Origin of the sequence: Bradyrhizobium sp. PMVTL-01 (genome assembly GCF_051861855.1) — a bacterium.
Classification (GTDB): domain Bacteria; phylum Pseudomonadota; class Alphaproteobacteria; order Rhizobiales; family Xanthobacteraceae; genus Bradyrhizobium.
Genome location: NZ_CP193982.1, coordinates 1,806,155 through 1,831,588, shown reverse-complemented (window position 1 = coordinate 1,831,588; position 25,434 = coordinate 1,806,155). Strand labels below are relative to the sequence as shown.

Sequence of the window (25,434 nt, the reverse complement as noted above, 5' to 3'; positions counted from 1 at the left end):
AAATCCTCAAGTCTTGCAAATACTTAGGAGGGCTGCATGAAATTCCGTCCGCTTCACGACCGGGTCGTGGTCAAGCGCATTGACGCAGAAGAGAAGACCGCTGGCGGTATCATCATTCCCGACACTGCCAAGGAAAAGCCCTCGCAGGGCGAAGTCGTCGCCGTTGGCCCCGGTGGCCGCGACGACTCCGGCAAGCTGATCCCGATCGACGTCCAGGTCGGCGACCGCGTGCTGTTCGGCAAGTGGTCGGGCACCGAGGTCAAGATCGACGGCCAGGAGCTGTTGATCATGAAGGAGAGCGACATCATGGGCGTTCTCACCGACGTGTCTTCCAAGAAGAAGGCCGCCTAAATCCACCGCTCGCACCGCTCACCCTGAGGAGCGCCTGCTGGGCGCCCCGCCAAGGGTGAGACAGACGTAACCACTCAGGGAAACCCATTATGTCAGCCAAAGAAGTCAAGTTCGGCGTCGACGCCCGCGATCGAATGCTGCGCGGTGTCGACATTCTCGCCAACGCGGTGAAGGTCACGCTCGGTCCGAAGGGCCGCAACGTCGTGCTCGACAAGTCGTTCGGCGCTCCCCGCATCACCAAGGACGGCGTCACCGTCGCCAAGGAGATCGAGCTCGACGACAAGTTCGAGAATATGGGCGCCCAGATGGTGCGCGAAGTCGCCTCCAAGTCCGCTGACGCGGCCGGCGACGGCACCACCACCGCCACCGTGCTCGCGGCCGCGATCGTCCGTGAAGGCGCCAAGGCGGTTGCCGCCGGCATGAACCCGATGGACCTCAAGCGCGGTATCGACCTCGCGGTCGAGGCCGTCGTGGCAGACCTCGAGAAGAACTCGAAGAAGGTCACCTCGAACGAGGAAATCGCTCAGGTCGGCACCATCTCGGCCAACGGCGATGCCGAGATCGGCAAGTTCCTCTCCGACGCCATGAAGAAGGTCGGCAACGAGGGCGTCATCACCGTCGAGGAAGCCAAGTCGCTCGAGACCGAACTCGACGTCGTCGAGGGCATGCAGTTCGACCGCGGCTACATCTCGCCCTACTTCGTCACCAACGCCGACAAGATGCGCGTTGAGATGGACGACGCCTACATCCTCATCAACGAGAAGAAGCTCTCCTCGCTGAACGAGCTGCTGCCGCTGCTCGAGGCCGTGGTGCAGACCGGCAAGCCGCTGGTCATCGTCGCCGAGGACGTCGAGGGTGAAGCGCTCGCGACTCTCGTCGTGAACCGCCTCCGTGGCGGCCTGAAGGTCGCGGCCGTCAAGGCTCCGGGCTTCGGCGATCGCCGCAAGGCCATGCTGCAGGACATCGCGATCCTGACCGGCGGCCAGGCGATCTCGGAAGATCTCGGCATCAAGCTCGAGAACGTGACGCTCAACATGCTCGGTCGCGCCAAGAAGGTGATGATCGACAAGGAGAACACCACGATCGTCAACGGCGCCGGCAAGAAGGCCGACATCGAGGCGCGCGTGGCCCAGATCAAGGCGCAGATCGAGGAGACCACCTCGGACTACGACCGTGAGAAGCTCCAGGAGCGTCTTGCCAAGCTCGCGGGCGGCGTCGCGGTGATCCGCGTCGGCGGCGCGACCGAGGTCGAGGTGAAGGAGCGCAAGGATCGCGTTGATGACGCGATGCATGCGACCCGCGCGGCCGTCGAAGAAGGCATCGTCCCGGGCGGCGGCGTCGCCCTGCTCCGTGCCTCCGAGCAGCTCAAGGGTCTGCGCACCAAGAACGACGACCAGAAGACCGGCGTCGAGATCGTGCGCAAGGCGCTGTCCTGGCCGGCTCGCCAGATCGCGATCAACGCCGGCGAAGACGGCTCGATTGTGGTCGGCAAGATCCTCGAGAAGGATCAGTACTCCTACGGCTTCGACTCCCAGACGGGCGAGTATGGCAACCTCGTCACCAAGGGCATCATCGACCCGACCAAGGTCGTGCGCACCGCAGTCCAGAACGCCTCCTCCGTGGCGGCGCTGCTGATCACCACCGAGGCCATGGTCGCCGAGCTGCCCAAGAAGGCCGCTCCCGCGCCCGCCATGCCTCCCGGCGGCGGCATGGGCGGCATGGACTTCTGATCCAGCCGTTCCGGCGAACGACCAAATGTGCCCCCCCCGGCAGCGATGCCGGGGTTTTTTGTGCGCTCTCGCAACTTCCACTTCGTCATCGGGCTCGCGCTCCGCGCGCCCCGGAAATGACGATCACCTTAACCGCCAACGCTGCCGAGTTCGGAGAGAACATCGTCGGCCAAGTTCGGCATGATCTATTTCTCCGTTGCCGCCAGCTTCGACTCTTTACAAAGCGGCGCATATTGTCGTTACCGACGACACGAAAAACCGCCCACGGGGCTGTGCCTATGCCCTGATAATCAACGATGAGATTTCTTTCAAAGAGATACTGGATGGCTGCGTTAAACCGGCGCGGCTCCCACCGATAGCCATCAGCGATTGTTCGACAGTCTGACGGGAAACTCCGGTCGCTCATAATGTCCGCAGCCAGCCGCAGAGCATCTTTCGCAGGATTCCACGGCTTACAATAGCGATCGAACTCAGAAAAGAGAGCGGCCTTAGCCATAACGTGAGGTGGCGACACTTTCAAAAAACTGAAAGTTCGTGAACGGCATCCTCGTTGTCCTCGATACTCAGGCCGAGCTCCTTTCGCCAACTCCTCTACGTCGACGATAGGATCGCCGAACAGGCCCCCTTCCGATCGCTCGACGAAGAGACGGGCTACCGCGTTGGCCGCAGCCGAATACCCGGTCTGCGTATCTACACTGACTTTGACCGACTCAGGCAACGAGCCCCGCGACGGGCGCCTGACGACGCCGTGAATATCATTGATCATCTGGGAGATGGCTTCATCGCTATCGATTGCCGGTGAAAGAGCGCCCGATAGCAAGGGCGGAAGCTGAGCCGCAGGCAACTCATGCCGGACGGGCAGGAACCGGCATTGATCGTTCAGCTTGCGAACAAGGCCAGCATCCATTTCTTGGTTGACCCAAGGCTTGGATATCGACCGAGGGGCAGAAGCGCGAGAAAGTGTGTGCACCCGCTGATCCCCTCATCTATCTTGCGTCGAAGACTATCACCTGCAGCAATGCACCACTTGTCCCACCACGCCTCGATGCCTGCACCCTTGAAGCGCCTCTGCCACCCGCTTTGCGAGAGCCCCATCATCTGATGTGTAGCTGAGAAACTCATGCGGCGTCGTAGAGGGTACTTCACTCGGCTGATCCACGGCCTCCCCGCCAAGCCACCAAATCGATCAGTTCGGGAGATCCCTCGACCTGGATTTTCAGATCATCGAGGCTGTCCGCGCGAACCACAATAGTTGGAAATTCACCTCTTGGGGTCACGTATACTGCCCACCTTCTCTTCTATTTCCTCTCGAACGGCATCAAGAAGCGAGGCCATGACTGCGTCTTTGAGGTTGCGGTGGTCTATCGTTTTGCCGCCGATCGAAAACTTTATCATTCTGAACTTCCCAAAAATGAGCGACTCGGACGTATGCTCAGTTTACCGGTAGCCCTTTTTGAGCTTCAACGTCCAATTTGAAGCCAGGGCCAAATCAGCTTGACCGCGCGTATGAACACTTGTGCCCGAACGGTGCCGGCACGCCGATGCGGCCCCACTCCCTCACGAATGACCATTCACCAAATAGCGTGGGCTGGATATCCAGTTTATAGGACCGCGCCATATTGCGGCGGTCGTCGATGCGGGTGACGTTCGTGAAACGAGACGCCTTGCACGTCCCGCCAAGCTTGAGCGCCAATCTTCATCAGTCATCGGTGCGTCGTCGCGGGCGGCCGTTGGCCTCTCTCCTCGGATATGGAATCCGAGCAGCGACTTTCACCGTCGGCGCAGGGCTGTCGCCCTGCTCTTTAGGTAAGCTGCTTTCCGCGTTTCGGGAACGCGCACACGCCACCACTCCGAAACGCCAGAAGGATCTTTAGTGGATAAGTGGCGGCCACGACTATATCGTCCCCCTGAGGGGATTGATGAATTCGACGCCTTCAAAATGCTTCTCGTTGTCGGTGACAACGACACAGTCGTTCGCCTCGGCGATGGCGGCGACGATGGTGTCGAGCGCGTTGCGGGGGCGTCCACGCGCCTTGCCGTCAGCCATCAACTTGGCCCAGGCGAGAGCCGCCTTCTCGTCAAATGAGAGCACCCTGCCAGCAAACAGCTCCTGCGGACCTTCAGGCCCTGAGAACCACGCTTCGAGCTCGCGACGGCGCTTGCCGGCTGGCTTCTCGAGCACGCCGCGGCGAATCTCTGCCACCGTGAGCGAGGAGATGTAGAGATCCCGGTCCGTCTGATCGGCCATCCAAGCCAGGAGCGCCTCGGAGGGCGTCGGCTTGGTGACATTGCTAATGATGTTAGTGTCGAGCAGGAAGCGCATTAGAGATCGACCTCGCGCCCTTCTTCACGTGGACGCGTCAGATCAAGATCGGCGCCGACTAGCGGCGAGCGACGCAACGCGGTCAAGATGCCACCGCGCTTGGTCGGCTCGCCAGAAACGGCTTGTTGTACGATACGCCGGAGACGCCCAGCTTCTGGGCCCTCCTCGGTCAGCTTGCGAGCAAGCGTTCTGATGAGGTTTCGATCGCTCTCGAGGGCTTGGAGTTCGAACCGGACGATACCCCGCTTGGTCAGCCGGGATCGGTAATTTTCGATCGCCCTTTTCTGCGCGCTATTGCTCACCGACCGTCTCCATAGTATATCTGGTTATATAGCCGAATCTCGGGCTGGCCGCAAGACCGCGCCAGTCTCGTGTTACGTTGGCAGCGGTTGAATATGAGGGCGGTGCGTTGTCCGACGTCGGGGTCAACCAAATTGCATCTCGCAGAGGTGATCACGAAAGTGTTTTTCGTGCGCTCGACTTTGCGATTTCCCGATCCGCTACGCTTCGCATTTCGAAACAGCGCAGGCCTACGCTACAACACATTGGTCTAACTGGATATTTTTTCTTGCGTTGCGGATGCAACTGGCCATCTTTGTCACGATGCGGAGCGATCCGCGCAGCAGCAAGGACGCCGCGGTGGCGCGACCGAGAGGAACAACGGCAGAAAAGCTTCGCGTGGTCGCCGATGCGGCACCCGGAGCCTCGGTTGTGTCCGTTACGTCAAGGCCTGATCCGCGCCTCATCAATCTGCGGCTGCTGGCTCGGCAAGCCGCGCGGGATTTCGTCCAAGCCGAGACGGATAGCCGAAAGCGTGACTGTCTCCCGGACTAAGGAGGCGTCATGAAGGTTGCGCTCTACGCCCGCTATTCTTCCGACAACCAGCGTGACGCTTCGATCGAGGACCAGTTGCGGCTTTGCCGCCTGCACGCCGAGAAGCAAGGTTGGACTGTCGGCGACAGCTACACGGACCGGGCGATCTCCGGTGCATCGCTGCTTCGCCCCGGCATCCAGGAACTGATCAGCGACGCAACTCGCGGGAAGTTCGCCATCGTGCTCGCGGAGGCGATGGACCGCCTCAGCCGTGATCAAGAGGACATCGCTGGGCTCTTCAAGCGCATGGCCTTCGCCGGCGTGCGGATCGTCACCCTCTCGGAGGGAGACGTCACGCATCTCCACGTCGGCCTGAAGGGCACAATGAATGCCCTGTTCCTGAAAGACCTGGCGGACAAGACGCGGCGAGGTCTGCGCGGCCGCATTGAGGACGGCAAGTCCGGCGGGGGACTGTGCTTCGGTTATGACGTCGTCAAGCAGTTCGCTGCCAATGGCGAGCCAATCCGCGGCGATCGCACGATCAATGAGGCCGAAGCGGCTGTCGTCCGCCGCATCTTCACAGATTACCTCTGCGGCAAATCCTCGCGCACGATCGCCTTCGAACTGAACCGCGAGCGTGTGCCCGGACCTCAAGGCGCCGAATGGGGACCATCGACCATTCACGGCAATCCAAAGCGCGGCGTTGGCATCCTCAACAACGAACTCTATGTCGGCCGCCTCGTGTGGAACCGGCTTCGCTACCTGAAGGACCCCGATACTGGCAAACGGGTTTCTCGGCTCAACCCCGAATCCGAGTGGGTGATCCTGGACGTCCCCGAATTGCGCATCGTCGATCAGGATACCTGGGACGCTGTGAAGGCGCGTCAGCAGGCACTCGCCTACGAGCCCTCGGCCCCCGGCGAGAACAAGCTCAATGACCGCCGGCGGCCCAGGTATCTCTTCGCCGGCCTGGTGAAATGCGCTTGTTGCGGCGGCGGGTACACGATGATCTCGAAGGACCTGCTCGGCTGCGCGACGGCGCGCAACAAGGGGACGTGCAATAATCGCCTGAACATCCGGCGCGATGCGCTGGAGACATCCGTATTGAGCGGCCTACGGACGCACTTGATGGAGCCCGAATTGTTCAAGGAGTTCTGCGAGGAATTCACCCGTGAAGTGAACCGGCTGCGGATCGAACGTCGAACCGATCAGGATGCTTGGCAGAGCCAGCTGGGAAGAGTCGAAAAGCAGATTCGTGGCATCATCACCGCGATCAAAGATGGCATGTATCAACCGTCGATGAAGGCTGAGATGGATGCGCTCGAAGCTCGCAAGGCGGAGTTGACCGATCTGCTCGCGAACGCCGAAGACCCCCCGCCGCTCTTGCACCCGAGCATGGCGGAGATCTATCGGCAGCGCATCTCGGCGCTTTATGAAAGCCTGCAGAGCGAAGAGGAGAGATCCGAAGCGGCGGAGGTGTTCCGTACCTTGGTCGACCAGGTGACGCTCGTGCCCGAGGCGGAACAACTCGCCATCGTGCTGCGCGGCGACCTGGCTGCGATCCTGCGATTTTCAGCGGGCAAGAAAAACCCCGACTTCCTCTCGGAGGCCGGGGCTCTGGATGGCTTGCTATCGCGAGCATCGGTGGTTGCGGGGATAGGATTTGAACCTATGACCTTCAGGTATGACCCTGACGAGCAACCGGGCTGCTCTATCTCGGCAAGGAGAACCTGCTTTTTATAGAGATACTTAGTTTGCCAAGAAATTATTCCCTGAAAATTGGTCCGCGATGTCAGATCTGTGTCAGATGGAGCATTTTGCAGCGGTCCCTCGCAAAGTCGAGCCATCGACCGGCCGATTGCTGCTGGGGCGCCAGGCCAGCGCGCTGCGTCCAGCGCGGCCTGCCGCATCATCGTAAGGACCGCTCGCAATGGAGCGACCTGACGGGGCCCCCTCTGTGTTTCGATGAAGGCGCCTGATGAGGTACAGCAGTTCCGAAACGAAGGTGATTGAGCGCCACCGTGTGAATTGGAAGCCGCCTCCCCGGTTAAAACCAGATTGGGGCAAGCGTAGCTGGCGGATCTTTGATGGATTTGGGCTCCCGCATGGTTGCGAGCCGTCCAATTCCGCGACACCAGTTCCCGACCGCGCGGCGAGGCGCGCTCGGAGTCAAAAAGATGCCGCTGCCGGAGTTTCCAGCAGCGGCACAGTCAGGGAGGAAGCAGACGAGCCGGTCTGCTAGCGGATCCGCAGGGCGCAGATAGCTCGCCCGAATTTTTTCTACCCGAGACGCTTCACGGGCCTCTTTCACGGCGAGCGGAGCTCGCTCAGTTCCCCGCAGCAAGTCGCATCCGGCACTCAGGACGGGCGCGGAGAGCCCAGTTAAGCAGCCAGGAGGAAACGGCGCCGACGACCATCTCTTCCCAGCCGAACATGGCTCCTGCGGCAAAGAAAGCGGGACGGTGCTCCGATAACGATCGATGTCGTGATCTAGACCTGGATGAAGCGGCGTGTAAGATCGGCTGAAGCATCAATTGGGTAGGGTTGGGTAGAAGCCGTGAGAGCCAATGTCTTAGGTCGCCTTGCCGCAAGTCTCTCCTCGTCCCGCGGTTATCAGATGACGATCTATGCGCCGTCACTGCGGACCCTTCCACAGAACGCCATGCTGGTCATGGCCACGCTTCCCGTCATCGACTGGAACGACTGTCTCCTGCGCGACTTGCAAGCGGGACCCAAAGTGCCCCCTTCCTGCTATGCGGCGATTGTCATGATCGACCCGTTTGCATGCTGGGAAGATCTTGGTGATTTGTTGGAAGATGCAAGGATGACCGGAGTGACGAACTTTCCGCCTGCCTCCATGATTGAACGGACACCGGCAGGAGTGCCGCTCGAGCGCGGACTGGAGCTCGAGCTTCGCCGGATGGAGTGGTTTGCAAGCCGAGGGCTCAAAGTCCTGTTTGTCGCTTCGGACGAGGCAAAGATGACAACAGCGGAGCAACGGCTAGGTTCACAGCTGGATGGGTCCGTCTATCTGCGACCCGAGGCGCTTGCGCTGCCGATTGGATCGGATATCGGGCTCGTAAGTCTTGGCTCTCATGGACGGTCGTCGGTACCGAGGTTCTCCCTGGAGCAGGCCGCCACGGCCAAGCAGCCGCTACGACGGGCATGAGGCCTTATTCGAGGATCCGCAGTTTCTTGATTTTATTGTAGAGGGTTTTGCGCGAAAGCCCGAGAGAGCGAGCAGTCTTGCCGCGGTGAAGCCGGTTTCTCTTCAGGCCCTCGATGATCCAGTCTCGCTCGGACAGCGAGGCCGCGGGCCGTGCGCCTGAAGGTGGCTCCAACAACGGCTTTAGCACCTCACTTGTGATGTGACTTGATGGCAGGACCACGAGCTGGTTCACGACCTGCCGCAACTCGCGCAAATTACCTGGCCAATCGTGCCCGGCGAGCGCAAGGAATGCAGAGTTTTCTATCGTGAGCGTCTGGGCGCTGGAATCTCCTTTGGCTTCGACGGTGAAGTGTTGAACGAGTTGCGGCAGATCTTCAAGCCTGTCGGGTAGCGAAGGTAAGTGGACGTCCAGCCCGGTAAAAAGGTCGAGAAGCCGCGCGCACAGAACCGTTTCAAGGCCAGCGCCTCGGGCCACGGTCGCGGTCGCAATGATCCGGGCATTGGAACGCACGATAGTTACCCCGTTCAGAGGGGTAAATCCGCCTGTCTCGAGGTAATCGGCAAGGCGCTCCTGTCCATCGCGCGAGAGTTGGTCGACATGCAATAGCACGACGGCACCGTCACTCGACGCCTCCAGGAGTGACAATTGGCGTCTGCCGCTCTCAAGACGCTCGGCGCCGAACAACGGGCCAAGTATATCCATCGCCGGACCGGGGCGGCAATGAAACAACGCCGTCTTGGCGTGCCTGCGGTCGCTAAACGCGTGAACCAGGGTTGCTATTCTACGCTTGCCAGAGCCAGCCTCCCCCCAGATGAGGACCGGGCGTGGGGTCGCCGCTACGCGTTTGGTGATCTCAAGGATGCGTTTCATTGCCGAGGACTGCGCGATCACGCCGTGCCTGAAACCACTCAACTGCAGCTGCCGTTCGAGTAAATCCACCTTCTCGCGCAACAGGTGGATGGTCTTGAAGCCGGACGTCACCTCGAGGACCGACATCTCCAGAGGCACGCGGTCCAGCGAAGAGCCTCCGATGAACCCCTGGATTCCGGCCTCGCGACAGATGTCGAGGAGTTCGTCCGGCTTTGTGATCGGGCCCCCACCAAGCAGGCAGATGGTGCTCTTGTTCACGGATTGAGCAACGCGCGCAACGGCATTCGTACGGGCTGCAAGTTCAGACAGGCTGATCGACGGATCGGACTCGCTTTCAACCGCGCGGTTTAGATTGAAGTTGATGCAAATGGCCTCGGCGCCCGCTTCGACCATTCGACGCGCCTCGGATTGACTGCGCGTATAGCCAATGGTCATCAGGCCGCGTTCTGCAGCTTTCACGAGGAGCTCGATTTCCCGGGAGTAACCAAGACCACACTTCTCGAGCAATGACCTGCGCTCATCGTCGATGTGTATGACCGATGGGAAGTTGGTCACACCGGCAAATCCCCATTTGATGATCCGATCGAGCCAACGATCAAGATCGAGCTCGGGGTCGAATGTACAGGTGCCGAAGAAGACCGGCAGTTTCGTGCTAGGCAGGATTTCGGTCCGTCCGAAGCTTGCCACGAATTCGTTACTATTGCGGATTGGGAGGATCGAGGCAGGCGAGGCCCCACCCATGGCCCGAAAACGGCCCGCATTGAGCGCGAGCACGAAATCGGCCCCCGCCCGCTCGGCGGCCCTGGCGGTCATGCCCGACCCGATCCCCGCACCAAGGACAAACGAACGGGAATTGCGGAAGAACTGCCTGATACCGGCTCCCTTCACCTCAGCCGTCCGCCTGTCGATCCTGAGCCGCGCATCATCGCGCGGCTCTACGTCGAGACTAGCTCCAACTTGCCGGTGCGTGCAACCGCCGTACCGCCTTTCCATTGCTCATGAACAAGTGCCAATCGGCTGGAGCGGCCGTGAGGATGAGCTTATTGGCGCCTTTGGGCCAACCGGATTGTGGCGCCCTGGCGACGACAGTTTCTTTTCCGGCATTACCGTAGATGTACGTGACGCTGCCGAGATGCTCGACGAAATCGACGTCAATCGAGATCTCCTGCTGCCCGGGCATTGATGAGGAGAAGTCGTCCGGGCGAATTCCAACAGTGACCGGCTTGCCAACCAGCATCTGGTCCGGCTGGACCGGAACGGAGATCGTGGGCCCGGCGTCCAACCGGATGTCCATGCCATGTTCATGAGCTGCTTCGACGTTGCCGCCCAGGAAGTTCATCTTGGGCGAGCCGATGAATCCTGCCACAAAGCGCGACGCCGGATTGTGATAGAGATCGTGCGGGCTGCCGACCTGTTCGATGTTGCCGTCCCTGAGCACCACGATCTTGTCAGCCATGGTCATCGCCTCGACCTGGTCATGCGTCACGTAGATCATGGTATTTCCGAGCTGCTTATGGAGCTTGGCGACCTGAACTCGCATTTGCACGCGCAAATCGGTGTCCAGGTTGGAGAGCGGCTCATCAAACAGGAACACTTTTGGTTCCCGCATGATGGCGCGCCCGATTGCGACGCGCTGGCGTTGCCCGCCTGAAAGTTGTCGAGGCTTGCGATCCAATAAATGGTCGATCTGCAAGAGCGACGCAGTTTTGGCTATCTTGGTGGCGATCTCTGCCTTCGAGGCTTTCGCCATGCGCAGAGGAAAGGCCAGATTCTCTCTGACCGTCATATGCGGATAGAGAGCGTAGCTTTGAAAGACCATGCCGAGGTTGCGATCGGCCGCATCGATGTCGTTGACGAGCTCATTGTCGATGAGGAGCCGCCCTCCGCTGATGGGCTCGAGCCCGCCAATCATGCGCAAAAGCGTGGATTTGCCTGAGCCGGATGGACCGACGAAGACGACAAATTCGCCGTGATCAATCGCAAGGTCGATATTGCGCAGGATCTCGATCGTTCCATAGGCCTTCTTCAGACCTTCCAGGCGAACATTGGCCATTATGCCTTCCTCTGTTGCGGGCGAGCCGCGCGAGCGGCACTTACCTCAACGTCGCGCAAGCTCGATACGATGAAGTCGGGGGCTATCAGGGACGAATCCTGACGCATCGGCACGCCGGTTGTAACAAGCACCGTGGCAAGCCCTGCCCTCTTTCCGGCCTGAATATCCGTCGGAACCTGGTCCCCGATCATAATCGTCGAAGCGCGGTGCGTACGGAGCCGTGAGAGCGCCGTCTCGACCATCGGCACTTGCGGCTTTCCGATGATCGAAGGCTGTACTTGCGTCGCGGCAGCTACAGCTGCAATCGTCGCACCAGCCCCAGGTTCGAACCCGCTGGCCGTCGGCAACAGAAGGTCGGGATTTGTTCCGATGAAGACAGCGCCATTGAGGATCGCCTCAACGGCAATTCGCATCTTCTCGTGAGTAATATCCCGGTCAAGCCCCATCACAACAACTTCGGGGGTTTGGTCAGTGACCTCCAGCCCGACATCGCGCATGGCTGTGACAAGCGACGGAGCGCCGATGACATAGACTCGCGTCAATTGCGGATAATTTGCTCGAATGAGTTCTGCAGCCGTGATGGCGCTTGTCACAACTTGTGACGGCGCGATCGCAAGCCCGAATCCTGTCAGCTTGCGGACGACGTCCTCGGGGGTATGCGTCGAATTGTTCGTCACAAAACAGAACGGCACGCCGACCTTCTGCCATCCAGTGAACGCTTCTATGGCATCCGCAATTGCCGTGCTGCCACGATAGACGACGCCATCCAGGTCGGAGATGATCCCTTCTATTGGCGGCCAGTTGATGTTGGAGGCGGTGCTAGCCATTCATCAGCATCCCGCCATTCACATGGACGATCTGCCCAGTCATGTAGGAGGCTGCGGGGCTAGCCAGGAACACCGCGAGCCCTGCGATATCCTCCGGCAATCCGACCCTGCCCAGTGGAATCCGGCCACTATGACGCGCTTCGGTCTCTTCCCTAGGACGGCCGTGCATGGGCGTGTCGATAATCCCGGGTGCAATTGCGTTGACGTTGATCTTGAGCGGAGCACATTCATAAGCGAGCAGCTTTGTCACATCGTGCACGATGGCTTTTGACAAGCAATAGTCGGCGCCGCCAGCCTGGTAGTTGAAAACAGCGCCTTGAGATGACAACGAGGACCCGACGTTGACGATGCGGCCGCCCTTGCTCTTCATGAAGCGATCGATCGCCAGCTTGGCACAGCGCAGAACCGCGACGGAATTGATCTGGATGGTTTTTTCGATTCGATCGGCATTTCCGGTCAGAAGCGGCTGAGCCGATTTTATTCCGGCGTTGTTGATGAGGACGTCGAGCCTACCGAAGCGCTTGGCGATCTCATCAAGCACCTTACCGACATCGTCTTCTCGTGACACATCCATGCTCATCGGCAGGATGCCGTTGCCGTACCGCAAGCGCGTCAGAATGTGCCGGAGGTTTTCCACATTTGCGTCGGTTGCCAGGACGTTCGCACCGCCTTGACGGAAAGCATTAGCAATGGCTGAGCCAATGCCTCCACCCGCACCGGTCACGAGCACGGTCCTGTCTGCAACTGAGAACTGTTCGGTCATTCCAACTCCAGGATAGTTTGCGATTTGAGAAACTCGTCGACGGCTTCGCTGCTTGGCATTGCGCTTTGCGCGCCGCGTCGCGTCACACACAGCGCTGCCACTGCAAGGGCCTTCTTGACCGCTTGCCGTATCGGTAGCCGTTGAGCAAGAGAGGCTGCGAAGGCTCCATTGAAGGCATCGCCCGCGGCGGTCGTATCAACGACCTTCACAGGAAATGCCCGGAGCGCAAAAGACGCGTTGGCATCGGCATAGTAGGCTCCCTGCGCGCCGAGCGTAATCAGGGCTGCTCTCGGGCCGAGATCAAGGAGCTTTCCGGCCGCATGAGCGGCGGTGTCGAAGTCGTGCACCTCGACGCCGGTGAGCTCGAAAGCCTCGGTCTGGTTTGGAGTGACGAAATCAACACTCCTCCACGCCGCCGCCGATAGGCCGGCCCTCACGGGGGCCGGATTGAAAATGAGCTCGAACCCTTTGACGCTCTTCATTGCAAAAAGGTGATTGAGCGCGCCGACCGGCATGCCCATCTCGGCAACGACAATTGCGTCCCGCTCAATGAATTCGGCGGCCTTCTCGACCATGCTTGGTGTGACATTTGCGTTGGCTCCGGGGTCAATGACGATCATGTTGGAGCCATCGTCACCGACCAGGACGAGGGCTGACCCAGATATCTCCCCTGGGCACACCGCCACTGCATCGAGGCCGACACCTGCCTCACGCAGCGCTTGCAGCAACGATCGACCGTCGTCGTCATCGCCAAGACGGGTGTAAAAGCTCGGCCGAAGGCCCAATCGAGCGGCGGCGACCGCCTGATTGGCGCCCTTGCCTCCCGCATGCCGCTTCAGGCTTCCCATCAGGCTTTCACCGGGCGTTGGAAGCCGCTCGACGTTGAAGCAGAGGTCGAGATTCGTCGTTCCAAAGAACATCAATGGCCTCGGGCTCATTTCACAGCCCCGAAGGTAAGACCACGTTCGAGATGACGCTGGCCAAGGATGATCAGCACGACTGGCACAATCATGGTCACCACCAGACCCGCAGCCATTAGCGGATAGAACTGAACGCCCGGATTGAGCAGCTTGAGGAGGGCGACGGTGACCGGTGCTTTCGTCGAACTGAGGATCAGGCCGAGTGCGAAGTTGTGCCACGCAAGCAGGAAAATGAGCAATGAAGCGCCTATCAAACCGGGCTTTAGAAGCGGAAGGACGATGTGCCAGACAACCCGGAATGGTTTTGCACCGTCCATGGCGGCCGCCTCCTCAATTTCCTTTGGGATGTCCTCGATATATGAACGGCTCAGCCAGATGATCATCGGTAGCGTGACGACCTGATAGACCCAGATCATACCGAAATAGGTGTCATAAAGACCGACTGTCTGGAACACACTGAACAGAGGTATGACGACAAGAAGCGCCGGCGCGAAGCGAAAGCCCAGAATGAAGAATGCGATGTCCTCCTTCATGGGGATATCACGCCGCGCCAGAACGTAGCCCGCAGGCACCCCCGCGAGCAGCGATACGAGCACCGCGCCAAGCGAGATCACAACGCTATTGGTGACAGGCGTCAGGAAATCAACCTTGATGGTGCCGTAGCTTGTTGCCCCGGCCTGAGCTGCATCGAACAAAACGCGGAAGTTCTCGAAAGTCGGCTTGAAGATGAAGCGCGGCGGCCAGGTCATGACCTCCGCCTGCTTCAGCGACATCATCACGATCCAGACCAGCGGAAATGTCAGGATCAGCGTACAGGCGACAACCAGCAAATTGAGGAGCACGCTTGCAAGCGTTGAGCGATTTAGCCGCATCTCAGCCTCCTCTAGCTTACACGCTGCCGCACCGAGCGCCACAATTTCACCATGGCCAAGGTCCCGAGAAGCACGATCAACCAGTTGACGACCATGAGCGCTGCACCACGCCCGAAGGCAAGATTTTGAAAGGCCGTGATATAGGCGCGGACCGAGAGCACGGAGGTACTGTCACCCGGGCCTCCTTGCGTTGTTCCGAAGATGATATCGAACTGATTAAGCGATTCGATCAGCCGAAATACCGCGGCGATCAGGATGTATGGCGCGATGAGCGGAAGCTCGACATGGAGGAACGTTGCCCATCCCTTCGCCCCATTGACCCGCGCAGCTTCTCTGACCTCATCGTTGATGCCCTGCAAGCCGGCGAAGATGATCAGCGCGAAAAATGGCGTATAAGTCCATATGTCGATGAGAACCAGCGAGAACATCGCCGTGCTGGCGTCTGAAATCCATCCGAACCGGCCGATCCCAATAAGCGAGAGCAAATAGTTCAGGATCCCATTCTGCGGATCCATCATCGTGGTCCACATCAAGGCGACGCTCATTGGCGGCAGAACCAACGGAAGGAGAATGACCGGTCGCATCAGCCGGGCAAGTAACACCCCACTTGCGAACAATTTGGCAAGCGCAAGCCCAAACAACGCTTCCGCGATCACCGCGGAGCAGGCATACGCCATAGTCGCCCGCACGCTGTTCCAGAAATCCTGGCTCTTGATCGCCACTTCATAGTTGGTGAATCCAATGAAGCGAACCAGAGGACGACCAAACTTGAGATCGGTCAGCGATTGAAAGAGACCATAGAAAAACAGAAAAAGAAATCCAAGCAGGATGATGATGGCGGGCGCAATCGCAGCAAGGCTCCACCAGTCAAGCGCATGCTGCTCGGCGCTTTGCACCTGCTCGTTTTTGGATGGTGCCAGTTGGCCTGCCGATGATTCTAACGTCACGGTTGCCTCGGTGCCTCGAAGGTCCATCTCTCACTTCTCGAAAGATACTCGGGCGTAATGGGGAGCAGCAAACCCTTATGGCGCCCCCCGATTGCCTTACATGGAAGAGCGGATCTCGGAGGCGAGGTCGGTCAACGTCGCCTTCACGTCCGCGCCATTGACCATTTTCTGCATGGCGACAGCCCAGGCGTTCATGGCCTCGGCAAACCCTACGCGCGGCGTAAAGGCGAGCGCTGCTCTGTCCTGCACGCTTTTGAAGGTATCCACGAAGTTCGTGAATTCCGGTTTGGCCGCATAGTCGAGCCAAACCTTGTCGCTCCAGGTTGAAGCGCGCGGAGAGTTGACGAGCTTCCCGGCGACGGCTCCGTTCAGCTCGACCTGCTTTGACGTCGCCCACTGAATGAACAGCCAGGCCGCCCCCTTTTTCTGGGAGGCAGCATTCATTGCCAGGGACCAGATCCAGATGTTCGATTCGAAGTTCTTGCTGTTCGGAGCTCGCAGCGGAGGAGCGAATGCGATCTTGCCCGAAGCCGGCTTGCCCCCAACATCGTTCCAGAACCCGAACATGTTGGAATCGATCGCCATAGCGGTCCGGCCCGAATTAATGCCATCGACCACCTGATACCAGTTGTCATTGGCGAAGGATGGAGCAGCGCACTTCTTGATCATCTCCACATAGTCCTTGTGGAAGGCGATCGACTCCCGCGAATCGAGACCGGTTTCCAACTTGCCGTCTTTGACGACGAAGTCGTGCACACCATACGACTTGGCGATCGAGATTGCGGCCGTGTGGATGCTGCTCCAAAAGCGCACTCCCCGCACGCCCAGAGGTGTGATCCCGGGATCGGCGGACTTCAGCTTCTCACAAGCTGCAGACATTTCCGGCGGAGTTGTCGGGACGTTGATACTGTGCTTATCGAGAATGTCTTTGCGGTAGAACAATTGGATGTTTTCGAAACCGTGCGGGATGGCCCACACCTGACCCCGGCCGGCCTCGATCTGCCCGCCCTTGATCTCCCATGTCAGCGCATCACGTAGTGCGGGGAAGAAGTCCTTGTAATCATAGCTCGCCGGGGTGAGCTTGGGATCGTTGAGGTATCGATCGAGCGGCTCGAGCAGTTGTCCGGGCGCGAGATCCCAAGCTGGCTGAATCCCAGTGCCGACGACATCCCACGAGGGCGACCTTGTGCTCAGCTGGATGGTCAGCTTATTCCAGTAGGCGTCGTCCGGATAAAGCTCGGGCGTCACCTTGATGCCTGTCAACTTCTCGAACTCGGGCAGCTGTGCTGCGACTGCGTCAGCATACGGATGGATATCGTATGCCCACACAATCGAAGCGCCCTCGAACTGGCGCCAATTGATATCCTCCGCTTTGGCGTGGCCGAAAGATGCGGCTGCACCGGCGACGAGCGTTGAGCAAATCAGAGCGGTTTTGACAAAATGAGCCGAATGGCCGCACAGAGCGGCTGGCGTCCTTGGCATTAGTCCCTCCTCCGGGCTCATTGGCCCGCAAATTCACGTGCCCTCCTCATCTGGGGCCGCGAGTGTTGGGAACGCTAACCGTCATTTTCCGCCCATATGCACCCATTCAGATCGAAGTTGGGTAACATTGGGTAAGTCAAGATAGAGCATCACAGGAGCGCCATAGTGAGAGATGATCAATGCAGGCGCATGTTCAGGCCCCGCGAAGCTAGCTCCGCAAAGAAGGGGCGATCCTGGCGAACTGCTCGCGCTTTTGCATCAGTAGCTGGTTCAAATTCTCTATTGATCCCGCCGCTCGTCACAGACGCGGCGATCTTGTTCTATTGCACGCGGGTCGATGCGCTAAGTGGTCGCGTTTCGCTTCTCGATCTCCGCATGCGGGTCGGGACCGAGGTCGCTCACTTTTGTGCACGGCGCAGCGACGATTTTCATCCGTTCATCATCTAGTCTGGTTAAGCATCGCAAACACTATTGGATGTGTCATCCGACCAACACGGGCGCCGATGCCCCAACCGAGCTTGCGTTGCAGAGGGCGTTATTCGACCGGTGTGGATATGCCGCTTGAAGAGGTCCGCGTATGATCGGATGAAAGTCACCGCCTGATCGCCTCGATATCACCGTTTCCGGATTGAACGAGGGCGTCAAGCAAAACGCGGATTAACTGAAGAGCTTCGCTTAAGCCTTGGAGACCGAGAAGGGCACCGTTGAGCTTGGCGCCGATATCGCCATGGACGTGATGGGCGATATGGTCAGGCAGAGGATGGGCGGAGAGCCCCCGAAGCGTCCCAACATCTGGAACCACGGGAAACTCTGCTCTTCATTGTGCTCGGCGAAGCGTCCACAAGTCCGGCAACAGCTTCGCGCACTGCGCATCATGCTGCGCTGCATGCGGCGTTCCGATGGGACAAGGCGCGGCGTTTCACCAGGACCGAACTCAGGGTGGTGCGCGGGCATAGCAGGGGCTATTTGGTCTTATTCTTTCGCCCCGCGGTTCTCGCTCGCTTCTTTGGCTAGATTTTCTGCACTCCACTCTGGCCGCATGTCGCGTCACTCTTGATCAAACTGCCTTCAGAAGAAAGCATGGCAATAAGCCAGCGCTCTGCTTTAGAATCTCGATAGTACCCGCAATGTCAGAGTTGACCCGGCATAGCACATTCGCCTGGTCCACGAGAGCATGCTTCTTTTGACTGCTGATTTCGTCGGCGGCATCAAACTCGCGCCCATCGATCTTCGCTGATACGGATAAGGCCGCAAATCTCTTCAAAAGCTTTGAGCGTGGTGTAACATTCGAGCTCTGCCAACATCAAGATTGCGGGGCTTGTGTCCTCATCCGGAAGACGAGCTGCCTGCTATAGAGCTTTGCCAAGGCGCATACAAAAGATGATGATGCATGGTAGGGTTTTCCTTAAAAGGACTGGCAGACGCGATCGATGGAATCGCCATGGCGCAGCGGCTTGGGCGAGACGGCGATTAACATGGCGCTCGCTCCGCGGCATACTTTTCTGCGGGGCCATAGCTGCGCTTCTCTACTTACTGTGGAAGTTGTCCTTCTGGAGCCCGACGATTAGAGGCTCGCCCTAGCGAGGGTCGAGGCAATGAGGAGCGGAAGCTTTTCAACCATGATAAGACGCCTCGCAGCATCGAAGCGTACGTGCTTCGAAGCAGCCGTGGCGGCCCGAGCCAATGGGCTATCTGCTCGGTTTAGTTGATCATTTGGCACTTGATAGCCGGAGCAAGCAGCTCGGCTCCGCTATTGGCAAAGTAAATCCTGTTTTGAACCGATGCATGACAACCATTGTTTCAATGCGCTTTATGTCTGAACTTTCGTCTGTAAGGCGCCGGGTAAACCGATCGTAATCTTCCATATCGTTTACGGTAACTAGCAGGACGAGGTCAGCCAGACCTGTAACGTAGAATGCGCTCATCACTTCAGGCATCTTGCTAATGTGCCTCTTTAGACGATCAACGATATCGGCACGCGCGCGCTCCAAGCAAATGAGAACCACTGCAGTCACATTCCGCCCAATTGCTTTTGGAGAAATGATGGAAACGTCGGCCTCTATAACGCCCGTCGATCGAAGGCGCTTCAGCCGACGTTGAACTCCGGATGCGGATAGGCCGACCTTCCCTCCAAGTTGTTCACTACAGAGGCGATTGTCTCGTTGAACGAGATCAAGAAGACGAAAATCGATCTTGTCGAGTTGCATCACTGCCTCGCGGCCAGCGGATTGCGATCGCGTCGGGGAAGCAGACGCCTGCGCCGCTTGTCCTGACATTTTCGACTCCTCACTACGCCGCCTACCTGTTGAACGATTGATTTCTCCCGCTGTCATATGTCTTGGAACACCTGTTGGGAGCCCAGCTCTTTGCGATACATCGAAGACAGTTGATGCGGAGATCTCCCCCTCCGCCGGGGCTCACCAAACTCGAACCCGGCCGCTCTCTCGAGGATGTCGCGGGTCGGGGCCGACATTTCTATCGATGCGCGCAGCCGGAGCCGAGCACATATTTCCCGCCACAGACGAGTGTGGTAAACGGTCAAGCTCCGGCGGCGACGGCTTTTGCTCCTGATCAGCGGAAAGCACTTTTGCGTTGACGGTGCGATATGCGAATATGATGGCGGGACCGATTGTTATGCCTGCCCCAGGATAAATTCCGCGCATCGGCGACGTCATGTCGTTGCCGCAAGCATAAAGACCCTGGATTGCGTTGCCTTGTGCATCCAGGACGGCCAGAGCGGACGACATCAACTGGCGCCAGTTTTGCCCTCCTCTCCAGGGTCGCGGTGCAGGGATGTTAATCCTTCATTTTTCCGCCTCAAGGCGAGTTTCAAACCAACGTTGGGTAACATTGGGTAAGATCCAAACTCGCGCTCGTCGGGCGCAGTCCACCGGTGGTGACCACGGCAAAGGAGGAAGAGCTTCTGCGTGAGGGCGGCATCCCTCTTTCTATGCGAATATATGCTCTCCACCTATAAGGTGGCCCGGCTGCGCGTCCTTCGCCGTCCGACTTACCAGTCAGTGTTTCCAAAAATCGCAATCCGGAATCCTTCCGCGGGTTCCTCGAGTGAGTGTGGCTGTCGGCCTGGCCAATGGCTCACTTAAGTCTGTAATCGCGTCAGCTTGTCGACAGCTGACACTAATGAGCGAGAACCAGAGAGCGACACCATCGGCTCGATTGCGAACCGACTCAAACGAGGACGGGACATGGACCCATTTAACAGCATTAACCCATTCGACCGGGATTTCGCAGCTTACAACCCCGCGGTGACACAACCGCAACAGCAGCAAGCGGAGTTTGAGCCGTACTTGGATGAAGTCCCGCAGCTTGATACCGCTGCGCTCGCAGGGGTTCCTGTTTCAGCGGAAGGTCACGATCAGGATCCGCTGCGAGGGATCATGGGCGAAGCGCTAGCATCGTCTCTCAACCCAACCGCGCGAACCAAGCACCGGACACCGGAGAAACCGTTCGTCACTTCAACTGGAGCGATCACGAACTGACCGGGAGCCCCCCTTTCGAGTCGCGCGGCGCTTATGGCTGAGGATTACGTTGGAGGCCTGCGAAGAGGCAGAGGACCCTAAGCCAGCCGGAACTGATACCATTGAGCGCCAGCTGAGCGAGCCGGGCAATTCAATGCCCCGTGTGCTGATGGAAAGCGCCGGCGCACCGTCGCCTTTCGGGCCCGCGGTCGATTCGCCATTGGTCCTTCCTGAGGAAGATTACGATCAGGATGAGCTGTGGGCGACGGTGCAAGACGCCGGCCCATCATCGTCTCTCGAGCCAACCGCGGGCCATCGGCAGACCCTGAATTTAGGAGCGGTCGTTAGTCACTTCAACTTCCGGCAGGGCTACCAGCACGCGTCGGCTGCGCTTGACGGTAGCGCCATCCCTCCGAGCCAGGACAGCCGACCCAACAGCTTTATCGTTTACAAATGACCGCTACACGGGGCTATTCGTGCCCGCGGCGACGATGAGGCCAAGCCCCCCACTCAATGCGCCAGGCCCTGCCATTCCTCCCGGATCTCGACCTGAAAACGTTCCGCAGCCCAGCGCAGCCAGCGAATCGAGTCTCACCAGCGCTGCTTGGACGTTCGATGGAGCAAGCCGCTCCGGCGTCCTCCAGGGCTGAGAGGACGTCCCCCGCGGCGCGCGAGGTTTATGCTGCATCATTTGCCGTTCCCCGGAATTTTTCGAACGGCACCCAACCCGCCTCGCACACGATGGTCTCGATGCTCGGCCGCTGGGGCCTCTTGCCGGACGAGGCGCAGCCGGTAAAGCAATACGACATTCGCGGCGAGCTCTACACCGCCGTCCAGGGGCCAGGAGGGCCCAACGACGTTCGGCTCATTCATCACCCGTGAACGTAGATGCCGAGGGGCAAGCTAGTGTCCTGAACCAGAAGTTCGCAACATCGCGTCGTGTTGTACTCAGGGCGGCGAACAGCGATGTGGTGCCGTGCCTTTTGTAGTCATGGCTCTTTCGAGCCGGCTGACGGGGACGCATCGGCAGCATCGGCTGACAGCGGTCCAGCGCCTGGATTTGGGACTTTTGGTCTACACACAGAACGATGGCATGTGCCGGCGGCGAGACGTAAAGGCCGATGACGTCGCGCACCTTGGCGACGAAGTTCGGATCGGTGGAGAGCTTGAATGTCTCCCAGCCGGTGCGGCTGATCGCGAAGGCCCGCCAGATGCGTTGCGCCGTCGACACCGACGGGCCGCTGGCCTTCGCCATGCCCCGAGAACTCCAATGAGTGGCGTTCTCGGGGCAGCTTTCCAGCGTCCGCACGATCACGGCTTCGATGCGGGCATCGTTAATGGTGCGCGGTGCTCCCGAGCGCGGCTCATCGTGCAGCCCAGCCACGCGCTGCTCCACAAAGCGCCGCCATTTGCCCACCGTCCCCCGCTCCAGGTCTAGCTTGGCCGCCACTTTCTTGTTCTGACCGCCTTCCGCGCAAGCCATCACGATCCGGGCTCTCAGAGCCAACCCCTGCGCCGTCTTTCGCCGCATTGTCAGCGACTGAAGTTCAGCACGCTCATCATCGCTCAATACCAACGGCGCAAGTCGCTGGGCCGCCATCAGATCCTCCGTCGCTGTTGCGGCCGCCATCTCTGGCACAGCAACGCGAATGTAATGCGAATCTACGATTGCGAACTTGCGACTCGGGACACTAGGAGCCCGTCCACATAGCTTCGGTATTGGACTTGTTAATGGACCATACGCTCCGGCGACCCTTGCGAGTTTGGCGCGTTCCGGGCGGTGCGGGTCAGCGCTACCCGTCCGGATTAACTTGCGCTTCATCGCCGTGCGGCTCCTCCTTGAGCCCCACAGCGATCGCCCTTTGATCTTTGCGGAGCGCCGGCGGCCCGAAAGCTGCGAAGAACACCGACGGTGCTATTGCCATTGCGTTTCACAGCATTGTCATTAATCCGGGCCTCCTCAAGCGCCGAGACAGGGGAAGCATCTTGGCAGTAAAAGGCTGCTTCCGGCGCCCCATTGAACACGCGTCGGCTGAGCTTAGCTGGCTACAGATGGGTGTGGTCTTCCATTGGCCCCAGATGCACATCTTGGTCGCGGCTTTCCGCAGAAAGTTCTTTTGGCCAACGCCGCGCTGCGCAGCGGCGTCGTCGATCCGCATCGACTCTGTCTGTGCCGTATCTTCGGGATCAGCAATGGTCGGGATAACCGAGCGCGACCCCTATCGCTTTAGCGCCACGACTTTCGAAGCTGAGAGCGTGCTGTCCGACGTTGCCGCCACCGCTTGCGAACGTGGACATCACTTGTGAGATTCGATCGAGCTAATTAGTTTTTGGCCATCACGTCCTCGCATCGAGCACCGGCTCAGCGACTCGATCGAAGTTGCGTTCCAGTTAGGCGGTGTCTGCCAAAGAATGTTGCGAACGAAGAAGTCCACGAGCTTTAGTTCGGAGTAATTGCCTGGCACTCCGTGGTTCGCGTTCGGCACCACAAGCATGTCGAAGAATTTCCCTGCGTCGATCAGACGGTCGGCAAGCTGGTAGGTGGATGATGGATCGACGTTCTCATCCAGTTCGCCGACAATCAGCAACAGCTTACCTCGTAAGCGGTGCGCGTTATCGACGGCGGAGGATTGTGAATATTCGATGCCGACCGGCCAGCCCATCCACTGCTCATTCCACCAGATCTTGTCCATTCGGTTGTCATAGCAACCGCAATTGGCGACCCCAACCTTGTAGAACTCAGAATGGAAGAGGAGTGCGCTCACCGCATTCTGACCACCGGCGGACGCACCAAAAATGCCAAGGTTTGAAATATCGTACCACGGATAGTTTACGCTCGCCGCCTTGTGCCACAGGATTCGGTCGGGAAGCCCACCGTCCTTCAGATTCTTCCAGGCAACGTCGTGGAACGCTCGCGAACGGTTGTTCGTCCCCATTCCATCGATCTGTACAACGACGAATCCCAGTTGCGTGAGCGGCTCGGCCACAGGTGAGAATGACTTCGGAACGAAAGAACCGTGAGGGCCAGCATATATTCTCTCAACGACCGGATATCGCTTGGTTTGATCGAAATTAATGGGAAGGTGAATGACCCCCCAAATATCAGCCTCGCCATCTCTCCCCTTCGCATGAAAGCTGAGCGGCGGCGTCCAGCCAGCGGCCACGAGCTCCGAAATATCGGCGCTTTCGACCTGCACGACCTCCGAATTGTCAGTGGTTCGATATAAGACCAAGCTCGGCGGAAGATCGATTCGTGAACACAAGTCTACATAGTAGTGGCCATTTGGCGAGAACGCGATGTGATGATTTGCCGCTCGAGGCGTGAGCGCAGTCAGGCCCGTCCCGTCAAATTCGATTCGGTAGCCATGAATGAAGTAAGGATCTTCGCTTGCGTTCATTCCGCTCGCGCCAAACCAGATCTGGCGCGTCACCGGATCGACAAAATAGACCGTGCGGACCACCCACTCGCCTTTGGTGATCTGATTTTTAATCTCGCCGGTTCGGCCATCGAATAGGTAAAGATGCTCGTATCCGTCGCGCTCGGACGCCCAGATGATCTCCTTCCCGTCTGCGACGTTATACTGAAAGATTTTGCCAGTGCACTCTTGGTCCATGTCCAGCGGCTGATAGTCGACGAAGGTCTTGCTGCACTCATCGATCAGCGAGCGGACTTCTCCCGTGGCTGCTACCACTTCTAGAAGGCGATAGAGCTGATGACCTCGTCGATTATAATTAAAAGTGAAACCTCGACTGTCCTCCCACCACTCGATCGGCGAAAGTTCGTAAGGATTCCGGAATAGATTGTTGTCGAGTTGGATCTCGCGACGGCTGCCGACCTCAAAGAGTACCGGATGTGATACTGTCAACAGGTCGCCAGGTTTAGGATATGTCATGGTCCGGCGCCTAGGATGAAGCTGGTCCGTCGGCGACGATTCGACGAAATGAATCTTACGCTCATGTCCGGGGCGGAACCGGTATCCCGCAAGATAGCGCGAGTTCGGAGACCACCTCAGTGTGGACAACCCGTAGTAGTTGCTCTCCGATCCATCCCAGGTCAAAGGGATGTTCTGCGAGCCATCCTCGCTGCACAGGAATAGATTGTGCCTATTGATATAGGCCCGCCACTTACCATCAGGAGATGCGCTCTTTTCCTTCGGATCATTTTCTACCGGAGGGCTGGCATAGGGGTTCTCCTCATTGACTTTGGAGGAAGCGTTCTGGGTTAGACAAGTGTAGCTCACGAGATCGCAGGTCCACCTGATGCTATCGATCTCGAAGCTGATCTCGCGACCATCGCTAGCCAGGTCAAAGCGACGGAACGGCAGATTGTCAGCGTCGCAACGCCTCTGCGTTGCTCGGGTCAGGGCGGCAGCAAGCTTTTCATGATCAAAGGCCAGCTGTTTTGCGCCCGTGACAGCGTTCACGAGGATGAATTGGCGCCGGCCCCTTATCCTTCGGCAATAAGCAAAGGCCTCAGCATCTGACATCCAAAACGGCACGTCCGCGACATTGACCGTGAGCTGAGCATAGTAGCCGTTGATCGAGAGCGCTCGTTCGTAATCCGCTACCTGCAGGATCTCGTGTCCCAGTGTATCTTTCCGGCGGTCCAGGGCTTCCTCCTCATCTGAGCTAGTGGAGCGATCGTTAAGGTGCCTCGTATACGAAAGGAGCAATAAGACTCGCTGATTGCGTGCCGGGCTAAGTCGTGGGCCGACAGATCTCCAGTGCCCTTTCGGTTCAATCCCCCTTGAGCTCCGTCCAAGTCCTCCCTGCAGAAATGATGCCATCGAAGCTGCAGGCGTTATTACGTTGTTATCTGATCCCCTTGTCGGCA

At 58.8% G+C, this 25,434-nt stretch carries 20 protein-coding genes and 1 pseudogene; 5 read left to right on the top strand and 16 right to left on the bottom strand.

Going from position 1 to position 25,434, the window contains the following annotated elements:
• Positions 1–36: 36 nt before the first annotated feature.
• Both groES and groL read left to right on the top strand, forming a co-directional pair.
• A complete protein-coding gene (groES, locus tag ACRQ5Q_RS08450; protein ID WP_439397060.1) occupies positions 37–351 on the top strand; it encodes a co-chaperone GroES in 315 nt (104 codons plus the stop codon).
• 89 nt (positions 352–440) lie between these two features.
• Entirely contained in the window at positions 441–2,081 is a 1,641-nt protein-coding gene (gene groL / locus ACRQ5Q_RS08445; RefSeq protein ID WP_439397058.1) for a chaperonin GroEL, read from the top strand.
• An 85-nt stretch (positions 2,082–2,166) separates the two neighbouring features.
• Here groL and ACRQ5Q_RS08440 read toward each other — a convergent pair whose 3' ends face one another.
• From ACRQ5Q_RS08440 to ACRQ5Q_RS08425, 4 genes are all read right to left on the bottom strand, one after another.
• Entirely contained in the window at positions 2,167–2,988 is an 822-nt protein-coding gene (locus ACRQ5Q_RS08440) for a hypothetical protein (RefSeq protein WP_439397057.1), read from the bottom strand.
• A gap of 582 nt (positions 2,989–3,570) precedes the next feature.
• Entirely contained in the window at positions 3,571–3,699 is a 129-nt protein-coding gene (locus tag ACRQ5Q_RS08435) for a WGR domain-containing protein (protein WP_439399732.1), read from the bottom strand.
• Between the two features lie 276 nt (positions 3,700–3,975).
• Entirely contained in the window at positions 3,976–4,404 is a 429-nt protein-coding gene (locus ACRQ5Q_RS08430; RefSeq protein WP_439397055.1) for a PIN domain-containing protein, read from the bottom strand.
• Complete coding sequence (locus ACRQ5Q_RS08425; RefSeq protein WP_439397053.1) at positions 4,404–4,706, bottom strand: hypothetical protein; 303 nt, start codon at positions 4,704–4,706, stop codon at positions 4,404–4,406. Before ACRQ5Q_RS08425 ends, ACRQ5Q_RS08430 begins: the two co-directional genes overlap by 1 nt.
• 541 nt (positions 4,707–5,247) lie before the next feature.
• Between ACRQ5Q_RS08425 and ACRQ5Q_RS08420 the strand changes: the two genes are divergently transcribed.
• Together ACRQ5Q_RS08420 and ACRQ5Q_RS08415 are read left to right on the top strand one after the other, a co-directional pair.
• Positions 5,248–6,960 (top strand): recombinase family protein, encoded by a 1,713-nt coding sequence (locus ACRQ5Q_RS08420; protein WP_439397051.1) that lies wholly within the window; start codon positions 5,248–5,250, stop codon positions 6,958–6,960.
• An 874-nt stretch (positions 6,961–7,834) separates the two neighbouring features.
• Positions 7,835–8,386, top strand: coding sequence for a hypothetical protein (locus tag ACRQ5Q_RS08415; RefSeq protein WP_439397049.1), 552 nt, complete (start codon positions 7,835–7,837; stop codon positions 8,384–8,386).
• Positions 8,387–8,390: 4 nt separating this feature from the next.
• Here ACRQ5Q_RS08415 and ACRQ5Q_RS08410 read toward each other — a convergent pair whose 3' ends face one another.
• The 10 genes and pseudogenes from ACRQ5Q_RS08410 to ACRQ5Q_RS08365 all read right to left on the bottom strand — a co-directional run.
• A complete protein-coding gene (locus ACRQ5Q_RS08410) occupies positions 8,391–10,070 on the bottom strand; it encodes a phosphoenolpyruvate hydrolase family protein (protein ID WP_439397047.1) in 1,680 nt (559 codons plus the stop codon).
• Positions 10,071–10,203: 133 nt separating this feature from the next.
• On the bottom strand, positions 10,204–11,310 hold the full coding sequence (locus ACRQ5Q_RS08405) for an ABC transporter ATP-binding protein (RefSeq protein WP_439397045.1): 1,107 nt from the start codon (positions 11,308–11,310) through the stop codon (positions 10,204–10,206).
• Positions 11,310–12,137: an HAD-IIA family hydrolase gene (locus ACRQ5Q_RS08400; RefSeq protein WP_439397043.1), complete on the bottom strand. Its 828-nt coding sequence runs from the start codon at positions 12,135–12,137 to the stop codon at positions 11,310–11,312. Before ACRQ5Q_RS08400 ends, ACRQ5Q_RS08405 begins: the two co-directional genes overlap by 1 nt.
• Positions 12,130–12,900, bottom strand: a complete 771-nt coding sequence (locus ACRQ5Q_RS08395; RefSeq protein WP_439397041.1) for an SDR family NAD(P)-dependent oxidoreductase — start codon at positions 12,898–12,900, stop codon at positions 12,130–12,132. Before ACRQ5Q_RS08395 ends, ACRQ5Q_RS08400 begins: the two co-directional genes overlap by 8 nt.
• Positions 12,897–13,820: a ribokinase gene (locus ACRQ5Q_RS08390; protein WP_439397039.1), complete on the bottom strand. Its 924-nt coding sequence runs from the start codon at positions 13,818–13,820 to the stop codon at positions 12,897–12,899. Before ACRQ5Q_RS08390 ends, ACRQ5Q_RS08395 begins: the two co-directional genes overlap by 4 nt.
• 14 nt (positions 13,821–13,834) lie before the next feature.
• Positions 13,835–14,692 carry a carbohydrate ABC transporter permease gene (locus ACRQ5Q_RS08385; RefSeq protein WP_439397037.1) on the bottom strand — a complete coding sequence of 286 codons (858 nt, stop codon included), beginning with the start codon at positions 14,690–14,692 and terminating at the stop codon, positions 13,835–13,837.
• A gap of 11 nt (positions 14,693–14,703) precedes the next feature.
• Complete coding sequence (locus ACRQ5Q_RS08380) at positions 14,704–15,666, bottom strand: carbohydrate ABC transporter permease (protein ID WP_439397036.1); 963 nt, start codon at positions 15,664–15,666, stop codon at positions 14,704–14,706.
• A 69-nt stretch (positions 15,667–15,735) separates the two neighbouring features.
• On the bottom strand, positions 15,736–17,121 hold the full coding sequence (locus tag ACRQ5Q_RS08375) for an ABC transporter substrate-binding protein (protein ID WP_439397034.1): 1,386 nt from the start codon (positions 17,119–17,121) through the stop codon (positions 15,736–15,738).
• A gap of 1,709 nt (positions 17,122–18,830) precedes the next feature.
• The gene (locus ACRQ5Q_RS08370; RefSeq protein ID WP_439399730.1) at positions 18,831–19,328 is read right to left on the bottom strand and encodes an Lrp/AsnC family transcriptional regulator; all 498 of its coding nucleotides are present in this window, start codon (positions 19,326–19,328) and stop codon (positions 18,831–18,833) included.
• Between the two features lie 331 nt (positions 19,329–19,659).
• Positions 19,660–19,850, bottom strand: a pseudogene (locus ACRQ5Q_RS08365) (FAD-binding protein); the annotation flags it as partial.
• Between the two features lie 477 nt (positions 19,851–20,327).
• On the opposite strand from ACRQ5Q_RS08365, the gene ACRQ5Q_RS08360 reads away from it, so the two are divergent.
• Positions 20,328–20,621 carry a hypothetical protein gene (locus ACRQ5Q_RS08360; protein WP_439397032.1) on the top strand — a complete coding sequence of 98 codons (294 nt, stop codon included), beginning with the start codon at positions 20,328–20,330 and terminating at the stop codon, positions 20,619–20,621.
• Positions 20,622–21,465: 844 nt separating this feature from the next.
• On the opposite strand, the gene ACRQ5Q_RS08355 is transcribed toward ACRQ5Q_RS08360, so the two are convergent.
• Positions 21,466–22,200 carry an IS630 family transposase gene (locus ACRQ5Q_RS08355; protein ID WP_439397031.1) on the bottom strand — a complete coding sequence of 245 codons (735 nt, stop codon included), beginning with the start codon at positions 22,198–22,200 and terminating at the stop codon, positions 21,466–21,468.
• A 697-nt stretch (positions 22,201–22,897) separates the two neighbouring features.
• Positions 22,898–25,210 carry a DPP IV N-terminal domain-containing protein gene (locus ACRQ5Q_RS08350; protein ID WP_439399728.1) on the bottom strand — a complete coding sequence of 771 codons (2,313 nt, stop codon included), beginning with the start codon at positions 25,208–25,210 and terminating at the stop codon, positions 22,898–22,900.
• Positions 25,211–25,434: the final 224 nt, after the last annotated feature.

Bases quoted from the DNA above. Each gene is read 5' to 3' on its own strand.
- ACRQ5Q_RS08440 (WP_439397057.1), bottom strand. From the start codon at position 2,988: ATGGATGCTGGCCTTGTTCGCAAGCTGAACGATCAATGCCGGTTCCTG.
- ACRQ5Q_RS08370 (WP_439399730.1), bottom strand. From the start codon at position 19,328: ATGCAACTCGACAAGATCGATTTTCGTCTTCTTGATCTCGTTCAACGA.
- ACRQ5Q_RS08375 (WP_439397034.1), bottom strand. From the start codon at position 17,121: ATGCCAAGGACGCCAGCCGCTCTGTGCGGCCATTCGGCTCATTTTGTC.
- ACRQ5Q_RS08420 (WP_439397051.1), top strand. From the start codon at position 5,248: ATGAAGGTTGCGCTCTACGCCCGCTATTCTTCCGACAACCAGCGTGAC.
- ACRQ5Q_RS08360 (WP_439397032.1), top strand. From the start codon at position 20,328: ATGGACCCATTTAACAGCATTAACCCATTCGACCGGGATTTCGCAGCT.
- ACRQ5Q_RS08395 (WP_439397041.1), bottom strand. From the start codon at position 12,900: ATGACCGAACAGTTCTCAGTTGCAGACAGGACCGTGCTCGTGACCGGT.
- ACRQ5Q_RS08400 (WP_439397043.1), bottom strand. From the start codon at position 12,137: ATGGCTAGCACCGCCTCCAACATCAACTGGCCGCCAATAGAAGGGATC.
- ACRQ5Q_RS08390 (WP_439397039.1), bottom strand. From the start codon at position 13,820: ATGTTCTTTGGAACGACGAATCTCGACCTCTGCTTCAACGTCGAGCGG.
- ACRQ5Q_RS08415 (WP_439397049.1), top strand. From the start codon at position 7,835: ATGACGATCTATGCGCCGTCACTGCGGACCCTTCCACAGAACGCCATG.
- ACRQ5Q_RS08405 (WP_439397045.1), bottom strand. From the start codon at position 11,310: ATGGCCAATGTTCGCCTGGAAGGTCTGAAGAAGGCCTATGGAACGATC.
- ACRQ5Q_RS08385 (WP_439397037.1), bottom strand. From the start codon at position 14,692: ATGCGGCTAAATCGCTCAACGCTTGCAAGCGTGCTCCTCAATTTGCTG.
- ACRQ5Q_RS08430 (WP_439397055.1), bottom strand. From the start codon at position 4,404: ATGCGCTTCCTGCTCGACACTAACATCATTAGCAATGTCACCAAGCCG.
- ACRQ5Q_RS08380 (WP_439397036.1), bottom strand. From the start codon at position 15,666: ATGGACCTTCGAGGCACCGAGGCAACCGTGACGTTAGAATCATCGGCA.
- ACRQ5Q_RS08410 (WP_439397047.1), bottom strand. From the start codon at position 10,070: ATGACCGCCAGGGCCGCCGAGCGGGCGGGGGCCGATTTCGTGCTCGCG.
- groES (WP_439397060.1), top strand. From the start codon at position 37: ATGAAATTCCGTCCGCTTCACGACCGGGTCGTGGTCAAGCGCATTGAC.
- ACRQ5Q_RS08355 (WP_439397031.1), bottom strand. From the start codon at position 22,200: ATGGCGGCCCAGCGACTTGCGCCGTTGGTATTGAGCGATGATGAGCGT.
- ACRQ5Q_RS08435 (WP_439399732.1), bottom strand. From the start codon at position 3,699: ATGGCGCGGTCCTATAAACTGGATATCCAGCCCACGCTATTTGGTGAA.
- groL (WP_439397058.1), top strand. From the start codon at position 441: ATGTCAGCCAAAGAAGTCAAGTTCGGCGTCGACGCCCGCGATCGAATG.